The 17,259-nt window shown below is 58.8% G+C and carries 15 protein-coding genes and 1 pseudogene; 5 read left to right on the forward strand and 11 right to left on the reverse strand.

Features of this window, described 5'->3' with window-relative positions:
• Window positions 1–2: 2 nt before the first annotated feature.
• Entirely contained in the window at window positions 3–800 is a 798-nt protein-coding gene (locus AC1DNI_RS18870; protein ID WP_477692966.1) for an ABC transporter ATP-binding protein, read from the forward strand.
• Here AC1DNI_RS18870 and AC1DNI_RS18875 read toward each other — a convergent pair.
• A complete protein-coding gene (locus AC1DNI_RS18875) occupies window positions 790–1,473 on the reverse strand; it encodes a class I SAM-dependent methyltransferase (RefSeq protein ID WP_477692967.1) in 684 nt (227 codons plus the stop codon). The two genes, AC1DNI_RS18870 and AC1DNI_RS18875, sit on opposite strands and share 11 nt — an antisense overlap.
• 155 nt (window positions 1,474–1,628) lie before the next feature.
• Here AC1DNI_RS18875 and AC1DNI_RS18880 point away from each other — a divergent pair, with 155 nt between their 5' ends.
• The 3 genes from AC1DNI_RS18880 (at window position 1,629) to AC1DNI_RS18890 (ending at window position 4,610) form a co-directional block, all read left to right on the forward strand.
• On the forward strand, window positions 1,629–2,420 hold the full coding sequence (locus AC1DNI_RS18880) for a pyrroline-5-carboxylate reductase family protein (RefSeq protein WP_477692968.1): 792 nt from the start codon (window positions 1,629–1,631) through the stop codon (window positions 2,418–2,420).
• A 12-nt stretch (window positions 2,421–2,432) separates the two neighbouring features.
• On the forward strand, window positions 2,433–3,422 hold the full coding sequence (locus AC1DNI_RS18885; RefSeq protein WP_477692969.1) for a GlxA family transcriptional regulator: 990 nt from the start codon (window positions 2,433–2,435) through the stop codon (window positions 3,420–3,422).
• A gap of 363 nt (window positions 3,423–3,785) precedes the next feature.
• The gene (locus tag AC1DNI_RS18890) at window positions 3,786–4,610 is read left to right on the forward strand and encodes an alpha/beta fold hydrolase (protein WP_477692970.1); all 825 of its coding nucleotides are present in this window, start codon (window positions 3,786–3,788) and stop codon (window positions 4,608–4,610) included.
• A gap of 56 nt (window positions 4,611–4,666) precedes the next feature.
• Here AC1DNI_RS18890 and AC1DNI_RS18895 read toward each other — a convergent pair whose 3' ends face one another.
• The 8 genes and pseudogenes from AC1DNI_RS18895 to AC1DNI_RS18930 all read right to left on the reverse strand — a co-directional run bounded on the left by AC1DNI_RS18895 (window position 4,667) and on the right by AC1DNI_RS18930 (window position 14,038).
• Window positions 4,667–6,094: a gamma-aminobutyraldehyde dehydrogenase gene (locus AC1DNI_RS18895; RefSeq protein ID WP_477692971.1), complete on the reverse strand. Its 1,428-nt coding sequence runs from the start codon at window positions 6,092–6,094 to the stop codon at window positions 4,667–4,669.
• 22 nt (window positions 6,095–6,116) lie between these two features.
• The gene (locus AC1DNI_RS18900; protein WP_091924331.1) at window positions 6,117–6,926 is read right to left on the reverse strand and encodes an ABC transporter permease; all 810 of its coding nucleotides are present in this window, start codon (window positions 6,924–6,926) and stop codon (window positions 6,117–6,119) included.
• Window positions 6,916–7,869 carry an ABC transporter permease gene (locus tag AC1DNI_RS18905; protein ID WP_477692972.1) on the reverse strand — a complete coding sequence of 318 codons (954 nt, stop codon included), beginning with the start codon at window positions 7,867–7,869 and terminating at the stop codon, window positions 6,916–6,918. The genes AC1DNI_RS18900 and AC1DNI_RS18905 overlap by 11 nt, the downstream gene beginning before the upstream one ends.
• The gene (locus AC1DNI_RS18910; protein WP_153670106.1) at window positions 7,866–8,867 is read right to left on the reverse strand and encodes an ABC transporter ATP-binding protein; all 1,002 of its coding nucleotides are present in this window, start codon (window positions 8,865–8,867) and stop codon (window positions 7,866–7,868) included. The genes AC1DNI_RS18905 and AC1DNI_RS18910 overlap by 4 nt, the downstream gene beginning before the upstream one ends.
• A gap of 127 nt (window positions 8,868–8,994) precedes the next feature.
• Window positions 8,995–10,155: an ABC transporter substrate-binding protein gene (locus AC1DNI_RS18915; protein ID WP_228020342.1), complete on the reverse strand. Its 1,161-nt coding sequence runs from the start codon at window positions 10,153–10,155 to the stop codon at window positions 8,995–8,997.
• A 130-nt stretch (window positions 10,156–10,285) separates the two neighbouring features.
• A pseudogene (locus AC1DNI_RS18920) lies at window positions 10,286–11,193 on the reverse strand (LysR family transcriptional regulator).
• Between the two features lie 54 nt (window positions 11,194–11,247).
• Window positions 11,248–12,831, reverse strand: coding sequence for a DHA2 family efflux MFS transporter permease subunit (locus AC1DNI_RS18925; protein WP_477692973.1), 1,584 nt, complete (start codon window positions 12,829–12,831; stop codon window positions 11,248–11,250).
• A gap of 22 nt (window positions 12,832–12,853) precedes the next feature.
• Window positions 12,854–14,038 carry an HlyD family secretion protein gene (locus AC1DNI_RS18930; RefSeq protein WP_477692974.1) on the reverse strand — a complete coding sequence of 395 codons (1,185 nt, stop codon included), beginning with the start codon at window positions 14,036–14,038 and terminating at the stop codon, window positions 12,854–12,856.
• Window positions 14,039–14,171: 133 nt separating this feature from the next.
• Here AC1DNI_RS18930 and AC1DNI_RS18935 point away from each other — a divergent pair, with 133 nt between their 5' ends.
• Window positions 14,172–14,819: a TetR/AcrR family transcriptional regulator gene (locus AC1DNI_RS18935; RefSeq protein WP_477692975.1), complete on the forward strand. Its 648-nt coding sequence runs from the start codon at window positions 14,172–14,174 to the stop codon at window positions 14,817–14,819.
• A 64-nt stretch (window positions 14,820–14,883) separates the two neighbouring features.
• On the opposite strand, the gene AC1DNI_RS18940 is transcribed toward AC1DNI_RS18935, so the two are convergent.
• Both AC1DNI_RS18940 and AC1DNI_RS18945 read right to left on the reverse strand, forming a co-directional pair.
• The gene (locus AC1DNI_RS18940) at window positions 14,884–15,822 is read right to left on the reverse strand and encodes a GlxA family transcriptional regulator (protein ID WP_477692976.1); all 939 of its coding nucleotides are present in this window, start codon (window positions 15,820–15,822) and stop codon (window positions 14,884–14,886) included.
• Window positions 15,823–15,985: 163 nt separating this feature from the next.
• The gene (locus AC1DNI_RS18945) at window positions 15,986–17,101 is read right to left on the reverse strand and encodes a porin (RefSeq protein WP_113280979.1); all 1,116 of its coding nucleotides are present in this window, start codon (window positions 17,099–17,101) and stop codon (window positions 15,986–15,988) included.
• Between the last annotated feature and the right edge of the window lie 158 nt (window positions 17,102–17,259).

Consider the following 17,259-nt stretch of genomic DNA (forward strand, 5'->3'; position numbering starts at 1 on the left):
TCATGCCACTCTCCTGTTCCAACGTGTCGGTTGCCTACGGGGAGCGCACGGCGCTCAACCAGTTCGGCCTTTCGCTGGAGCAGGGAGAGATACGCGCGCTCATTGGTCCTAACGGCTCGGGCAAAAGCACTGCCCTTCATGCTTTGGCCGGATTGATCCGACCCGTCGAGGGCAGGGTGCTCCTTGGCGAAACGCCGGTCGCAACCTTGTCACGGCGAGCGCTTGCCAAGAAGCTCGCATTCCTGCCGCAACAGCCGGCAGCGCCGGACGAAATGACCGTGGCCCAGCTCGTCCGGCAAGGGCGCTATCCGCATGTGGGATTATACCGCTCCTACGACAGCACGGACGAAAAGGCCATCGAATGGGCGCTGGAAAGCACTGGATTGAGCAGTCTCGCCGACCGCAGCCTCAACGAGCTTTCGGGCGGCGAGCGCCAGCGGGCCTGGATATCGGCCGCTTTGGCGCAGGAAGCAGCCATTCTTCTCCTCGATGAACCGACATCCTTCCTCGATATCGGCTACCAGGTGGAAGTCCTTGACCTTATCCACCGCCTCAGCCGCGAAAAAGGCGTCACCATCGTCATGGCAATCCACGACATCAACCAGGCGATCGCCGTTAGCGACCGCATTTCATTGTTGGAGAAGGGCAGGCTTCGATTTGACGGCTTGCCGGAAGACCTGGCCGGCAGCGGGTTGATCCAGGATATTTTTCGCGTGAGAGGCCGTTTCGTTCAAGTCGCCGCCGACAGCCCGCCGCACTTTGACGTCGAGCTTGCCAGGTTGCAGCGGCCTATGGTTTGACCAATCGGAAGACGATCTTGGTCTGCGTATAATATTCCAGCGCGTCGGCGAAATTCGGGGTCCAACCATCGGCCACAAAGGGTATGAAACCGTTGAATTCGAGCTTGCGCGCCGAAACCTCGAAACCCGCCTTCTCGAAGGCGCGCCCGTAATCCGTGATCGAGCGTTCCTGTACGATCGTATTGGTCCGCTTCGCCACAAGCTCGCGCCATTTCGGCCATAGCGGATTGTCCGTATGACAGCCGGTTACCGCATAATAGACGCCGCCACGCTTCAGCGCCTGCCAGATGTCCGCGGCATGAGCATCGATATCGGGAATGAGGTAAATTACTTCGTGACTGATCGCGACATCGAATTGATCCGCCCAACCTGCAAGACTGCTGGTCGCCTGATGCTGGACCGGCAGGCTGCCTTTCAGGGCCTCGGCCTTGGCGACGGACGTGTCGGCGATATCGACGCCAAGAGCTTTGTGAAAGGGCCGGATGGCATAGAGATGCCTCAGAAGGCCGCCTTGATTGCAACCGAAATCAAGCACGCTCTTGGCGGTAAGGTCCTTCTCGACGATAAGGTCGATAAGGTGCCGCCAGATCGGCGCATGACCATCGGCCATCTTGTCTTCTGCATCGGGATCGATATACCACGTGCCGATATTTGCTGATTGAGTTTGAGCCATACCTGTCTCGTTCACCGGGATCGGAGCGCGGTTTTACAATGGCTTGTCTCGCTTGGCCAGCGCCTCAAACGTGTAAAGCCGCAAGACGGCAACCATATGTCGCGGTCATGGAACCTCAGGTCGCGTATGATGCTTGACAGCAAGGAGGTCCCCGCATGGTTCACATCGATCGCATAGGCATCATTGGAGGGTCGGGTTGGCTGGGAACAGCCATAGCGAAAGCTCTTGTCGGTTCGGGAACAGTCGCGTCTGAACGGCTCACTTGCTCGTTCCGCAGCGGACGACCAGAAAAATCGCTCGGCTGTCATTGGACGTCTGACAACACGCAACTCGTAAAGAATTCTGATGTCATTGTGCTCTCGGTGCGGCCGAACGACTGGAATGCTGTCGATATCGACGCCGCGGGAAAATTGGTGGTGTCGGTAATGGCCGGTGTGACGATCAAGGGCATCAAGCAACGAACCGGCAGCAATAGGGTAGCCCGCGCACTGCCCAATGCGGCAGCAGAACTCGGCTATTCCTATACCCCCTTCTTCATCGATTCGCCTGAACCCGGAGATAGCGATACGATAGCGAGGCTGTTCCGCAGTTGCGGCGTGGTCGACGCGGTCAGCGAGGAGGAGCACATTGATTACTTCACCGCCATGTCGGGTTCGGGCGCTGCATTCCCGGCCTTGCTCGCCGAAGCGATGATGAACCATGCGGTGGCCCGGGGTGTTCCCGCTGACGTCGCGCGCCGCGCCGCAGAGCAGATGATCATTGGCGCTGGCCGGCTTCAGGAGTTCAACGGCGCATCGCCATCCGAGACGGTCAAATCGTTCGTGGACTATAAGGGGACGACGGCGGCAGGCATCATTGCCATGCGGCAAGGGGGCTTTGACGCCGCGGTGGACGCCGGTCTTGACGCCGCTTACCGCAAGGCCAAGGCATTATCGACGACGCCATAGAAGGACTGACGGATGAATGCGAGACCCCTGACCTCCGAGACGGCGCGATTGAAAATCGGCTTCGTCCTCGCGCGTTCCTTCACGCTGTCGGCCTTTGCCATGTTCGTCGATACGTTGCGGCTGGCAAGCGATGAACTCGACCGTTCTGGACGGGTGCATGCCGACTGGCAGGTGCTCGGCAGCACCCGGCATCTGATCACGTCAAGTTGCGGCGTCGAGGTGGCTCCGACGTCGGATTTCGTTGATCCCGGTCAGTTTAACTACATCGTGGTGGTCGGGGGGCTGTTGACCGTGGAACGCCCCATCGACAACGACACGATCGCTTTCCTCAAGCGGGCAGATCTGCAAAAGGTGCCTCTGATCGGCGTGTGCACCGGTTCGTTCATTCTGGCGGAAGCCGGATTGATGGATCATCATGAGACGTGCGTCAGCTGGCTGCACTACCAGGCATTCAGGGAACGCTTTCCTGATCTGGCGGTACGTTCCGATCGATTGTACAACCTCGACAAGGCGCGCGGTTCCTGTGCTGGCGGCACCAGTGCCGCCGATCTGGCGGCGTCGATCGTGCGCCAGTCGATCAGCAGGGACGCCGAACGCAACGCGCTCGAAGTGCTGCAAATAGAACGGGCACGAACTGCGCTCGATATTCAGCCGCGCAGGCCGCTGGATATCGACTGCAGCGACGATCGCCTGAAGTCGATCCTGATCACCATGGAACGGCACGTCGAGGACATTATCAGCATCCCCGACCTCGCAGCGTCTGTCGGCATCTCGCGTCGCCAATTGGAGCGTCTCTTCCATGAAAAGACAGGCCGCTCGCCCGCTCAGGCCTATATGGCGTTGAGACTGCATCGCGCGCGGGCGCTGCTCCTGCAGACCAAGGCGCCGCTGATCGAGATCGCCATTGAGGTAGGCTTCGAGACCGCCGGGCACTTCATAAAGGCCTTCAAAAAGGCTTACGGGGAGACGCCGGGGCGGGTACGGGGCGCAACGACGCACTGATACGCAGAGTGCGCAGGTCTGTACCAAACGATTGCGTGCGATCCATTCAGCGGGCCTCGTGCCTCGCTACAGGCAACCTGCCGCCAGAAACAAATGCGCCCGCCGCTGCCAGGGGTTTGCAGCAGCGGCGGGCCAAGTTTCAAGTCTAGAGAGGGGAACTTGAGATATCGACAATATTGACGGGATCAGCCCGCCGCAATCAGCACTAACCCTAGGCTCTGCCGAGAAAACTACGTAGACCAGCCAATGATTGACTTGGATCGGAATATTTCCCCGATAAGTTGTGCCTAGATGGCATTTGCTTTCGAGCGCGGCTGCAATACCCTCCGTCCCGTCCAATTCAAACCGTCAGGAGAGAGCGATATGCCAACGATCAATACAAAGGATGGGGTCGAGATTTTCTACAAGGACTGGGGAGCAGGGCAGCCGATCGTCTTCAGCCATGGATGGCCGCTATCGGCGGACGATTGGGATGCGCAGATGATGTTCTTCGCCAACAACGGTTTTCGCGTCATCGCCCACGATCGGCGCGGTCACGGGCGTTCAAGTCAGGTAAGCGACGGCCACGACATGGATCATTATGCCGATGATCTTGCTGCATTGACCGAAAAGCTCGACCTGAAGAACGCCATTCACGTCGGCCATTCCACCGGCGGCGGGGAAGTCGTGCACTATATTGCGCGTCATGGCGAAAGCCGGGTAGCCAAGGCGGCGATCCTGAGTGCAGTGCCGCCGCTCATGGTCAAGACCGACTCTAACCCCGGCGGACTGCCGAAGGATGTATTCGACGACTTCCAGAAGCAGCTCGCCGCAGGCCGCAGTGATTTCTATCGTGCGATAGCGGCCGGCCCGTTCTATGGCTACAACAGGCCCGGCGCCAATGTGTCGGAGGCCGTGATACAGAACTGGTGGCGTCAGGGCATGATGGGCGGCGCCAAGGCGCATTATGACGGCATCGTCGCCTTCTCGCAGACCGATTTCACCGAAGATCTGAAGAAGATCAAGGTCCCGGTACTCGTGATGCACGGCGACGACGACCAGATCGTTCCTTATGCCGATTCCGCTCCTTTGTCGGCAAAGCTTTTGCAGAATGGAACGCTCAAGACCTACAAGGGCTTCCCGCACGGCATGCCGACGACCCACGCAGAGACAATCAACGCGGACCTTCTCGCGTTCATCCGTAGCTGATTGAAGCGGCGGGGCCGACCAATGGCCCCGCTTCCTCTTTTACAAGGCGCAAGGCCTTACCCATGATTGATCATGATGTGGCGCACGGCCGTATAGTCCTCCAGCGCGTAGACAGACATGTCCTTGCCGTAGCCTGACTGCTTGACGCCGCCATGCGGCATCTCGTTGGTGAGCATGAAATGCGTGTTGATCCAGGTGCAGCCATATTGCAGGCGTGATGCTGCCTGCATCGCCTTGGTGATGTCACGGGTCCAGACCGACGACGCCAGACCGTAATCGCTGTCATTGGCCCAATTAACCGCCTGCTGGTCCTCTTTGAACCGTGTCACGGAAACGACCGGTCCGAACACTTCCCTGCGCACGATTTCGTCTTCCTGCATGGCGCCGGCGACCACCGTCGGCTGAAAGAAAAATCCATTGGTGCTGCCGGGGCCGCCGCCCGTCGTGATCTCGATATGCTTCTGTTCCGTTGCCCGTTCGACGAAGCTCGCAACCCGGTCGCGCTGGCGTCCCGAGATCAGCGGCCCGATCTCATTGACCGTGTCGTCAGGGTCGTTATAGCGGATCGTCGACACTGCCGAAGACAGGTCGGCCACCAGGCGCTCATAAATGCTGTCTTGCGCGTAGATGCGGCAGGCCGCAGTGCAGTCCTGGCCGGCATTGTAGTAGCCGAACGTGCGGATGCCATTGACGACGGCTTCAAGGTCGGCGTCTCCATATACGATTACCGGCGCTTTGCCGCCAAGCTCGAGATGGGTGCGCTTGACGGTCTTCGCCGCCGCCTGCAAGACTTTCTTGCCTGTCGCAATGTCACCGGTAATGGAAACCATGGCGATCTTCGGATGGTTGATAAGGGCGTTGCCGACGGTCTCGCCGCGGCCAAGGATGATGTTCACGACACCTTCAGGCAATATTCCGGCGAGCAGGCGCGCCATTTTCAAGGCTGTAAGCGGTGTCTGCTCCGATGGCTTGAACACGACTGTGTTGCCGCCCGCGATCGCTGGCGCCAGCTTCCAGGCCATCATCATCAACGGATAATTCCATGGGGCAATCGAGCCGACGATGCCGATCGCATCGCGGCGGATCATGGAGGTATGTCCGGGCAGATATTCTCCGGCAACAGGGGAGGTCAATGTGCGAACTGCTCCGGCAAAAAACCGCCAGCAGTCGATAATGGCCGGCAGTTCATCGTTGCGCACCGCATTGATCGGCTTGCCGCAATTCAGTGCTTCGAGCGCGGCAAAACCGTCTGCCTCCGCTTCGATGGCGTCCGCAATCTTCAGAAGATACCCCGCGCGCTCGGCCGGCGTTGTGCGCGACCAGCCCAGGAAAGCTCCTTCGGCAGCATCTACCGCCGCGTCGATCTGGCTGTGGGAAGCTTCGGCGAGATCGATAATCCTGGCGCCGGTCTTGGGATTGAGGATCTGTTCCTCCGTTTCCGTTCCGGCTTCGAACCTTGACCCGATGAGCAATTGCGTATCCATGACATGTTCTCCCATAGTCTTATTATTTGCCTGAACCGGCGATCTGGTCGCCGTCGCGTGTAAGGTAATAGGCGGCAAGGATCGGCAGGAACGTCACGAGCACCACTACCATTGCCACGACGTTGGTGACGGGCCTTTGGCGCGGACGAATAAGCTCCTGCAGCATCCAGATCGGCAGTGTCGATTGCTGGCCACCGGTAAAGGTGGTGACGATCACCTCGTCGAACGACAGGGCGAAGGCGAGCATGCCCCCGGCCAACAGGGCGGTTCCGATGTTCGGCAGGATGATGTAGCGGAACGTCTGGAAGCCGTTGGCGCCGAGGTCCATCGATGCTTCCATTAGCGAGCCGGAAACGCGGCGGAAGCGGGCCACTGCATTGTTGTAGACGACGACGATGCAGAAGGTCGCGTGACCAAGGACGATGGTCCAGAACGAGAAGGGTATATCGGCCAGGCTGAAGGCGGACCGCAGCGCAATGCCTGTGATGATGCCGGGCAGCGCGATCGGCAGGATGACGAGGAGCGATATCGTCTCGCGGCCGAAGAAGCGCGTCTGGCTCACGGCGGCGGCGCAAAGCGTACCGAGAATTAGCGCCAGTATAGTCGATACCGTCGCGACACGCACGGAGAGAAACAGCGCCTGCCAGACATCGGGCCGCTCCCAGGTGACAGCGAACCATTGGAGGGTCAGGCCGGGCGGCGGGAACTGGTAGCTCTTGTCTTCGGTCGTGAAGGCATAGAGAAAGATCAGAAGCAGCGGCACATGCAGGAAGAGGAGGCCGCAACCGGCAGCGATCTTCAGTCCGAGCGGGGCAGAGCGATCAGAGCGCATCGAATGCCCCCATGCGCCGCGCCATCCAGAGATAGAAGCCCATGATCACGATAGGGACAACGGTGAACGCCGCTGCCAGCGGTATGTTGCCCGCCGTGCCCTGCTGCGCATAGACCGCCTGTCCAATAAACAGGCGCGACGAACCAATGATCTGCGGAATGATGTAGTCGCCGAGCGTCAGCGAGAAGGTGAAGATCGAGCCTGCCACGATTCCGGGCAGGGCAAGCGGGAAAAGGACATGGCGGAAGGTTTGTTGTGGCGTGGCCCCAAGGTCGGAAGAGGCTTCGATGAGGTTGCCGGGGACCCGTTCGAGCGCTGCCTGGATCGGGAGTATCATGAACGGCATCCAGACATAGACGAAGACGATGAACGTCCCCGTATAGCTGACCGAGAGGGAATTGCCTCCGATGACCGGGAGGGAGAGCCAGGCGTCGAGCAGCCACATCAGATTGAGCTTGGTCAGAAACCAGGTGAGGATGCCTTCCTTGGCGAGGATCAGTTTCCAGGCATAGATCTTCACCAGGTAGCTCGACCAGAGCGGCAACATCACGCCGAGGTAGAAAAAGGCCTTCCATTTTCCTTGCGCATAGCGCGCGGCGAAATAGGCGATGGGAAAAGCAATGACCGCCGAAACCAGCGTCACGATCGAAGCCATGAGAACCGTCCGGAGGATGATGTCCAAATTGGCTTCGTTGAGCAACTGGCCATACGTGGCAAGTGTAAACTGGTAGTTGATAAGCCCTGAATAGTCGTCAATGGAAAAGAAGCTCTGCAGCAGGAGCGCAAAGAGGGAACCGAGATAGATTATGCCGAGCCACAGCAGCGGCGGGGCGAGCAGGAGCATGAGCAAAATATGCGGATGCTTCCACAGGAAGTCCGAGAGCCGCCCGCTCAAGCTGCCGCGATCGGTGAGGGTTGATCGTTGTTGCGCGATGGCGCTCATGACGCCTGATCCATCAGGTGGAGATCGGCCCGGTCGAAACTCAATGTCACGCGCCCGCCTTCGGCCGGGACCGTCGCTGCGGCCGGGCTCATCACGTGGATGCGCGTGCCATTGACGCTGACGAGGATGCGGTTGGTCGCACCAAGGAAGCTGCGCGACACGACGGTGCCGTCAAGCACCAGCTTGCCGTCGCCAGCGTGGCCGAGCGTGATAGCCTCGGGGCGCAGGCTTGCATAGCGATTGGCAGCGCCAAACTGGCTGACGAATTCCGGCGGCAACACGTTCGATGAACCGACGAAGTCGGCGACGAAGCGCGTCTGCGGTCGCTTGTACACCTCCTCCGGTGTGCCAAGCTGTTGAATTTTTCCATCATTGAACACCGCAATGCGGTCGGCCATCGACAAGGCCTCGCCCTGGTCGTGGGTAACGAAGACAAAGGTGATGCCGAGCGACTTCTGCAGGGACTTCAGTTCCTCCTGCATCTGCTCGCGCAACTTCAGATCGAGCGCGCCGAGCGGCTCGTCAAGCAGAAGTACCTTCGGTTTGTTGACGAGCGCACGCGCGAGCGCCACGCGCTGGCGCTGGCCGCCCGACAACTGACCCGGACGCCGCGAGCCATAGCCGGGAAGCTTCACCATGGCGAGGGCGTCCTCCGCGGCCTTGCGCCGCTCGTCCTTGCCTGCGCCCTTCACCATGAGCCCGTAGGCAACGTTGTCGAGAATATTGAGGTGCGGAAACAGTGCGTAGTCCTGAAACACCGTGTTGACGCTGCGCTTGTAAGGGGGAACGCCCTCGGCGGTTTCTCCGAAGATCTCGATGTGACCACTCGTCGGTTGTTCGAACCCGGCCATCAGCCGCAGGCATGTCGTCTTGCCCGATCCCGATGGGCCAAGCATTGCGAAGAACTCGCCTTCAGCGACTGCCAGATCAACTGCATCTACCGCACGAACGGCACCGAAATGGCGGGATACGTTCTGGAATAGAACAGCAGGTGTCATGGCCTTTGCTCCAGTAAGTTGGGTTACTATTGGCCCGGGCCTAACCTATGCGGTTTGCGATCGACCGGCGTCCATGGCCGGTCGACAAATCTGCAAACATTAAGCGGCGCAGCGGCAGTGACCGGTCTCAGCGTCCGCCAATGACGGCGATATAGTCCGAGACCCAGCGGTTGTAGGGAATGCATTGGCCCTGTGATTCACACTTGGCAACCGGCGTCTTCCAGAACTTGATCTTGGCGAAGTCGTTATAGCCGTTGGCGGCGCAGCCCTCCTCCGTCAGCAGCTCATTGCCCTTGCAGGCAGCACCGACCGAAGGATTGGCCCCGAACCAAGCGGAAACGTCACCCTGCACCTTGGGCGAAAGTGAATGTTCCATCCACATGTAGGCGCAGTTGGGGTGCTTACTGTCAGCATGCAGCATGGTCGTATCGGCCCAGCCCGTCGTTCCCTCCTCCGGGAAAACCGATGCCACCGGCTGCTTCTCGCCTTTCAGGAGATTGACCTGGAACGGCCAGGATCCCGATGCGACAACACCCTCATTCTTGAAATCGTCAACCTGTACCATCGCATCGTGCCAGTAACGACCGGCGAGCGTGCGCTGCACGCGCAAGATGTCGAGCGCCGCCTTGTACTGATCCTCATTCAATTCATAGGGATCCTTGATGCCAAGCTCGGGCTTGTGGAACATCAGGTAGTTGGCAGCGTCGGCAATGTGGATTGGACCGTCGTAAGCCTGAATCCGGCCCTTGTTGGACTTCCCGTCCGGCAGATTCATTTCCTCGAACACCACGCTCCAGCTCGTCGGCGCCTTGTCCTTGAAAACATCCGTATTGTACATGAGGATATTCGGGCCCCAGACATAGGGGACGCCGTAATGGACGCCATCGATTGTATGCCATGGCGCATTTTGCATGCGCTCGTCGATGGTCTTCCAGCTAGGGATGAGGTCCGTGTTAATTGGTTGGACCCGCTTGCCTGCGATCAGGCGCCGTGTCGAATCTCCGGATGCGGTCACAAGATCGAAGCCGCCTTCGTTCATCAGCGCTACCATCTCGTCGGATGTGGCCGCCGTCTTGACGGTGACCTTGCAGCCGGTTTCCTTTTCGAAGCCGGTCACCCAGTCGTAGTTCTTGTCTGTGTCGCCCCGTTCGATATAACCCGGCCAGGCGACGATCGAAACTTCACCTTCACCTTTGCCGAGTTCCTTCAGCGCTTCCTGCGCCATGACCTGTGTCGCGAACACCAACGAAAGCGTTAGCGCAGTGCAGGATTTGAGTAGCTGCTTCATGTTCGAATCTCCCCGATTCGGCCGCGATTTTGCGAGCCATGTTCCCTGAGAAGAGACTGCCTCTGTTTCGCTGCATTCGCAAATTCATTTATGAGAAGGTAGGTATCGGAATTTCCGATATCTACCGAAGTTAACGGGTGCGCCCGCTGCGAAGTGCTTCTGCTATGCCGACGAAATCCCGCGCCGCCTGCGGCAGGCTCGATCCTTTGCGCCAGACCATGCCGACCTGGACGACGGGAGGGCGCCTGAAACGTCGCGGCTTTCGATGCGGTCGCCTTCCAGCGACCACGGGCGGTACACAAGATCGGGAAGAAGGGCGATGCCGGCACCGGTCGCCACGAGACTGCGTACGGCTTCCACCGAGCGCGTGCGAAAGGCCACGTGCGGGCGCGCACCAAGAGCGGTCAAAAGCTTGCCGGTATTCTCCTCGATCTCGTCGACGGTCAGCATGATCAACGGCTCTTTCGCGATATCGTTGATCGAAATGATGTCGGCGCTGACCAGCGGATGCCCGAGGGGCAGCCACAGGCGATAGGGCGAGGTCTCGATAATTTCAGCCTGTAGCGCCATCCGATCGCGCAGGTTGGAGATCACCATGACGGCGACGTCGAGTTCGCCTCCGACGAGCAGATGTTCGAGATATGAACCATTGTCCTCGATGGCGCTCACTTCGACACCGGGACTTGCACGGCGAAACCTGGCAAGCAGGTCGGACAGCACATACCCTGCCACCAGCGAGGTCACGCCGAGGTGCAGCTTTCCACCCATAACCGGCGCATCGTTGGAAAAAGAACGGCGCGCATCCGAGACGTCGGCGAGGATCTTCGTCGCGTGTCGCAGGAACTGGTGCCCGTTATAGGTGATATCAAGCCCGCGCGGATGCCTCTCGAAAAGTTCGACGCCAAGGTCGTTTTCAAGTTCCTTCACTGCTTCGGTGATGGATGACTGCGAAATGGAAAGATTCTGTGCTGCTCTGGTGACGGAGCCTTGCTCCGCCACCGCTACGAAATATTGCAGTTGCCGCAGTGTAAATGCCATGCCACGAGTTAATGGCCCTGCGCAAAATTGGCAAGGCGCGAGGTATTGAGAGCCTCAGTGTGCGCCGGCCGCCGCAGCGCCTTTCGGCTTTTCGGCGAACAATAGGGCAATTGCCGCAATAGCAAGCAGGACGCCAATAACCGCAAAGGTGTCGCCGAAGCCGAGGATCAATGCCTGTCGCTTGACAAGCCGACCAAGGACGACGACGGCCTGTTGGGCGGCCAGGGCGTGATCGGAAACGCCGTGGGCGATGAAATAACCCGTCAACTGGTCGAGACGCTGATGGACCTCGTCGCGGGCCAAAGTCACAGACTGGCCGATGATGTTCGAGTGGAATTGTTCCCGCTTGGTCAGAACAGTTCCGAGCGTTGCCGTACCGACCGCGCCGCCGAGATTGCGCAGCATGTTCGTCAAACCCGATGCTGCAGCGGCGTCGGCGGCGGCGATCCCGGCCGTGGTGATGGCAGTTATCGGAGTTAGGACAAGCGCCTGCCCGCTTGCACGAACAATGTTCGGGATCCAGAACTGATCGCCGGCATTGTCGGGTGAAAGCATGACGTTCATGAAACAGCTGGCAGCAAAGATGCTGATGCCGAGAAAGCCGATGTAACGGGCGTCGAAACGCTTCATCAGCATCGGTACCAGCGGGATCAGCAACAATTGCGGCAGACCGGTCCAGGCAAGCACATTGCCGATCTGCTCGGCATTGTAACGCTGCACCTGCCCAAGGTATTGGGGCAGGATATAGACGGTGCCAAACAGGGCGACGCCAACCAGCACGTTGACAACGACACCGATGGCGAAGTTGCGCTGCTTCAAGAGGCTGAGTTTCACCAGGGGCTTGTCAACGGTCAATTCAATCCAGATGAAAGTTACCAGAAAGACGACGGCGACAGCGCTGAGCTTCAGGATGAAGGGCGAAGAGAACCAGTCATCCTTGTTGCCCTCTTCGAGCACGGTTTGCAGAGCCGAAAGGCCGATAGCCATGGTGAAAATGCCGGCCCAGTCGCCCTCCTTCAGCAGATGAAGCTGCATCGGCGCCTTGTCCAGCGTTGCCGCCAGGGCAACCGCCATGACGGCGCTTGGAACCGCGTTGATGAAGAAGATCGTTTGCCAACCGTATTTCTCGGTAAGGTAGCCGCCGATCGTCGGGCCAATCGCCGGAGCGAAAGTGACGGACAGGGCGAACAGCGCAAGGCCCACCGGCTGTTGTGCCTTTGGCAGCTTCGTCAGCACCATGGTGAAGGCCATGGGGATAAGCACGCCGCCGGCAAAACCCTGCAGGCCGCGCATGACTATCATCGAGCCGAGATCATGCGTGAAGGCACAGGCTATCGAAAACAGCGGGAACAGTATCGTGTTCACAAGCATGTAGCGACGAAATGAAAACACGCTGCTGAAATAGGCCGTAAGCGGAATTACGACGATTTCGCCGATGAGGTAGGACGTCGAGATCCAGGCGCCATTATCGACGCCGGTGCCGATGCCGCCTTCGATATCGAGCAGCGATGCATTGGTAATCTGGATGTTGAGGATTGCCATGAACGCGCCGATCATGCCGGCGAGTACGGCTATCCACTCCTTTGTGCTTGCGCGCGGCTGCGGCACGGCTGGGGCGTTGAATGTGACGGCAGACATGACACGATCCTCCTGCCGGCCATCAACGGCTCTGACGCTGGGCAGCGTCGGGCTTGGTGTCGATGCTTGGTTGAACGGACATGCCGGGCCGCAGGTCCCCGGCCGCGGCACTATCGGCGTCGAGGACGATCTTCACGGGAATGCGCTGCACGACCTTGGTGAAATTGCCGGTCGCATTGTCCGGCGGCAGGAGCGCAAATTCCTGTCCACTCGCCGGAGCAAGGCTATCGACGTGACCGTGATAGACCCGGTCCGGAAACATATCGACGTCGATATCGACCGCCTGGCCCGCATGGACATCGGTAAGCTGCGTTTCCTTGTAATTGGCAATGACGTAGACCGAAGCTGTCGGCACCACCGTCATGAGCTGCGTTCCAGCCTGGACATATTGTCCGACACGCAGCGTACGGTTGCCCACGACTCCATCGACAGGCGCAATTATCGTGGCATAGGACAGGTTGAGTTCGGCCTGATGTTGAACAGCAAGATCATGCTCCAGAGCCGCCTTTGCCTGCGCAAGTTCGGCCTTGAGCAGGTCAACCTGCTTGGTCGCAGCGTCCAGGGCAGCGCTATCGCGAACGACCGTGGCCTTTGCCGCCGCGATCTGCGAGGCGGCCTGCTGTGCATTCTGGATGTTGCCATAGCCGCTGGTTGCGAGCGTCGCATAACGCTTGTTGTTCTGTTCGGCGAAGATTGCATTGGCCTGATCGACATCGACAGTGGCGCGCGCAGCCGCAATGACCGACTCCTGAATCTCGAGCGAAGCTTGCTTTGCTTCGATCGTCGCCTCGGCGGCAGCGACATCGCCCTTTGCTTGTTCGAGCGCGGTCTTGAAATCGCGATCGTCGATGCGGGCGAGGGGCTGACGGGCCTTCACCGTTTCGTTGTCCTTGACCAGAACTTCGGCGATATAGCCCGAGATTTTGGGAGCGACCGAACTATTGTCCGCCTTGACATAGGCGTCGTCGGTTTCGACGTTGAAACGGCCAACCGTCCAGTAATTGTGGCCGTAGTAGACGCTGCCAGCCAGCAGGACGATCGCCGCGGTCCCGAACAGCAGACGTCGGCCGCGTTTTCGGGCCGGCTTTGCGTCGGCCGCGGGTGCCGGCATCACGTCTGGCACGAGTACGGGCCTGCCGGCTTCCGCGGTTGGTGCAGTTTCGTCGGGCTTGGCGACATTATTGTTCAAGGCATGCAGCTTGCTCATTTTTGATCTCCGAATTTACGGGTCGCCGTCACTTCGGGCTGCGGCCTTTGTCGATAATTTCCATTTAGGAAACTTGATGTTTTCCAAAATACGCTCTATAAATGACTTGTCAATAATATTTTGGAAAATGATGATGGTCCTAATTCACAAAATCGAGAAGCGCCCCCGAGGACGCCCGCAAATCCGTTGCGACGATGATACGAAGAGCCTCATCATCGAAGCTGCCAATGCGCAGTTTCATGAGAGCGGCTACGCCGCTGCGAGCATTAGCGCGATCGCGCAAAACGCCGGCGTTTCAACCAAGACCCTCTATCGGCTTTTTCCCACCAAGGCGGATCTGTTTGCCTGCATGATTTCCGATCGCATCGGTCGCTTTTTCCTTGCGGTCAATCCCGATGCCCACGCAAACGAGGATATGAGAGAAGGTCTCGAACGCATGCTGACGGCCTATGGCATGCTGACGCTGTCGCACGATACGATTGATATTATACGGCTTGTCATTGGCGAATCCGACCGGTTTCCCGAGCTCGCGGCATCGTTCTATGAGCGGGCAATCGTCAAAACGAATACGGTGATGGAGGCCTGGCTCCGCGATCAGATCAAGCGGGGGCGAATAGCGCTCACCGATCCGCATGCTGCCAGCGGTATGCTGCGCGGAATGATGGTGATGGAGCCGCAGCGGGCAGCGATGCTGCGCCAGGAACCCGCGCCGCAGAGCGAAGAAATTGTCGCGCGGGCAAAAATGTGCGCCGAAATCTTTCTCAAGGGTTGCGCAATCTAGCACCTCCAAAGCCCATTTGCTGCGCTCGGAAATTACTGAACCTGAAGCCGCATTTTGGATCGGGTCAGGCCGACAATCGGGAAATCCGCCGCATGGCCTGCGGAGGCTGGCCGAAAGCGCGTAGAAACGCGCGGCGCATCCGTTCGCGGTCGGCAAAGCCGGTCTCATTTGCGATCATATCCATGGAGAGACGGCCTTGCTCCATCAGCAGGCGCGCAGTTTCCACACGCAGATTTTCGACTGCCTTCGCAGGCGACTGACCGGTTTCCGCGCGAAATGCCCGGCTGAACTGGCGCGGACTCAAGTTCGCGGCATCCGCCAGGTCCTCGACCGAAAGATCTGTCTTGAGGTTCTGCTTGGCGAAATCGACAGCCTTCTGGATGCGATCAGATTTCGGATCAAGCTCGAGCAAAGCGGAAAACTGCGACTGGCCCCCGGCACGGCGATGATACACGACAAGTTTTCGGGCGACTGTACGCGCTACCTCAGCACCGAGATCCTTCTCCACCATCGCTAATGCCAGATCGATGCCAGCGGTCATGCCGGCAGAGGTCCAGACAGGGCCATCGATGATGAAAATCCGGTCCTCTTCCACCTTCACCCGGGGAAAGCGGTTATGAAGTTCGCGGGCGAAGGCCCAATGCGTCGTCGCCCGCCGATCATCCAGGATGCCTGCCTCGGCAAGCGTAAAGGCGCCGAGGCATGGCGCGGCAACCCGGCGCGATGTCCGCGTCGATTTCTGCACAAAGTCGAGGAGCCCTGGGGTTGCCGGTTGCAATGACGTCCCGGCACCGAAGATGACCGTGTCGAATGTCGACTTGCCGAAGGGCTCCGTCTCTACATTGAAGCCGGCCGAGGCACGCACCATCCCGCCGGTCTCTGAGAGCAGGCTAATGGTGTACACCGGCTCGTTGACCGTGAGATTGGCGATCTCGAATGCAGTGAGCGCAGCAAATCCCATGACTTGAAAGTCCGGGAAGACGACGAAACCAATGGTATGCATATCGATGTCCTGAAACTTTGATGTCTTGATATGCAGCATATTGCAGTTTTCGGACAAACAACAGTGTTTTCGCTGACGCTCGCATTCAGGCCGGGAACGCCGGGTTGGCCCCAAGAAAAACGGCCCCAAACGGGGCCGTCTCCAATTCATCGACATTCGAGCGTTAGAAGTTGCGCTGGAAACGGATGGTTCCGCCGAGCGCGTCGTCGCCGCCGCCATTGGCCTCGGAGAATGCCCGGCGCGCGCCGTCGAACTTCGTGTAGTTGATTTCCGGCGTGATGACCAAGCCGGGGACCAGCGTGTATTCGACGTTGGCGGCCAGCGCCCAGGTCCCTTCCGATTCATATGCAGCCTGGCCGTTGAGGTTTGCCTTGTCCGTGAGAGCTGCGGTAACGCCGGCCCAGGCAGCCCAATCGCCTTCCCAGGTGCCGAACCAGTTGCGATTGTTGGGATCGACGTCGCCCGTATCCGGGTCGAAATTGTCATCATAATCTGACTGGTAGCCGCCCATGACAAAAGCTGAGAACGTCTCGCTGAACTTTACATCAAGACGCAACTTGCCCGCAAACTCCTCGACGTTGGAATCATAGCCAGCGACGCCGGAAATGCCGCCCCAGTTCTGTTCCCATTTTGCGCCCGCCAGGACATGCGGCATATAATCTTCAATGACGTAGTTGCCGCCGAGACCGGTGACGTCATCCTGGCCCTGTTCGGCGCCGATCATGGCGGAGAAGCCGTTGCCGCCCGTAAACGTGTAGCTGACCTGATTGCTCTCGCCGGACTGATAGTTGATCACATCGTCATTGATGATGTTGCCGGCATAATTGGTCCATGAACCGAAGAGTTCGTCGGCCGTGCCGATGCGAAAGCCACCGAGTTCGATGAAGGCCTGGGAAAGCGTCGCGCCGATATCCGATCCGTTTTCGAACTCGACACGTGTTTCCGCATAGGAACGCAAGGTGCCGAGTTCGGTTTCGGAACGGGCATCAAACCTAATTTCGGCACGTGTCTTCTTGTACCAGGTTTCGTTGTCGTCGGCGCCGACATTGGTGCCGTCATATGGATCATCGCCGACGGCGGCATCGTAGCGGACATAGCCGTCGATCTTCAGGCAGGTCTCTGTTCCAGGTATATAGAAAAACCCGGCGCCATAGGCGTCGCAAACACGGACATATTCGACCGGTTCCGGTTCGGCGACCACGACAGCATCGGCGGCATAGGCGCCCGATGCACTTATGAGGGCGGCGGCTGAGCCGAGAAGCAAGCTCTTTATATTCATGCGAAAGTTCCCCTTTCCATCAGTCCTGGTCCCAGAGTGTCAGTTGCCCCGTGACGAACTCCCGTCACGGAAGTATTTCGATATGCTTGATGAATGCAATTGCCTTGTCTCAGTTTGAACGCCTCTTGCTTGATATTTTCTCGATGAGTGACATTAAT

Source organism: Phyllobacterium sp. 01N428 (genome assembly GCF_056399405.1).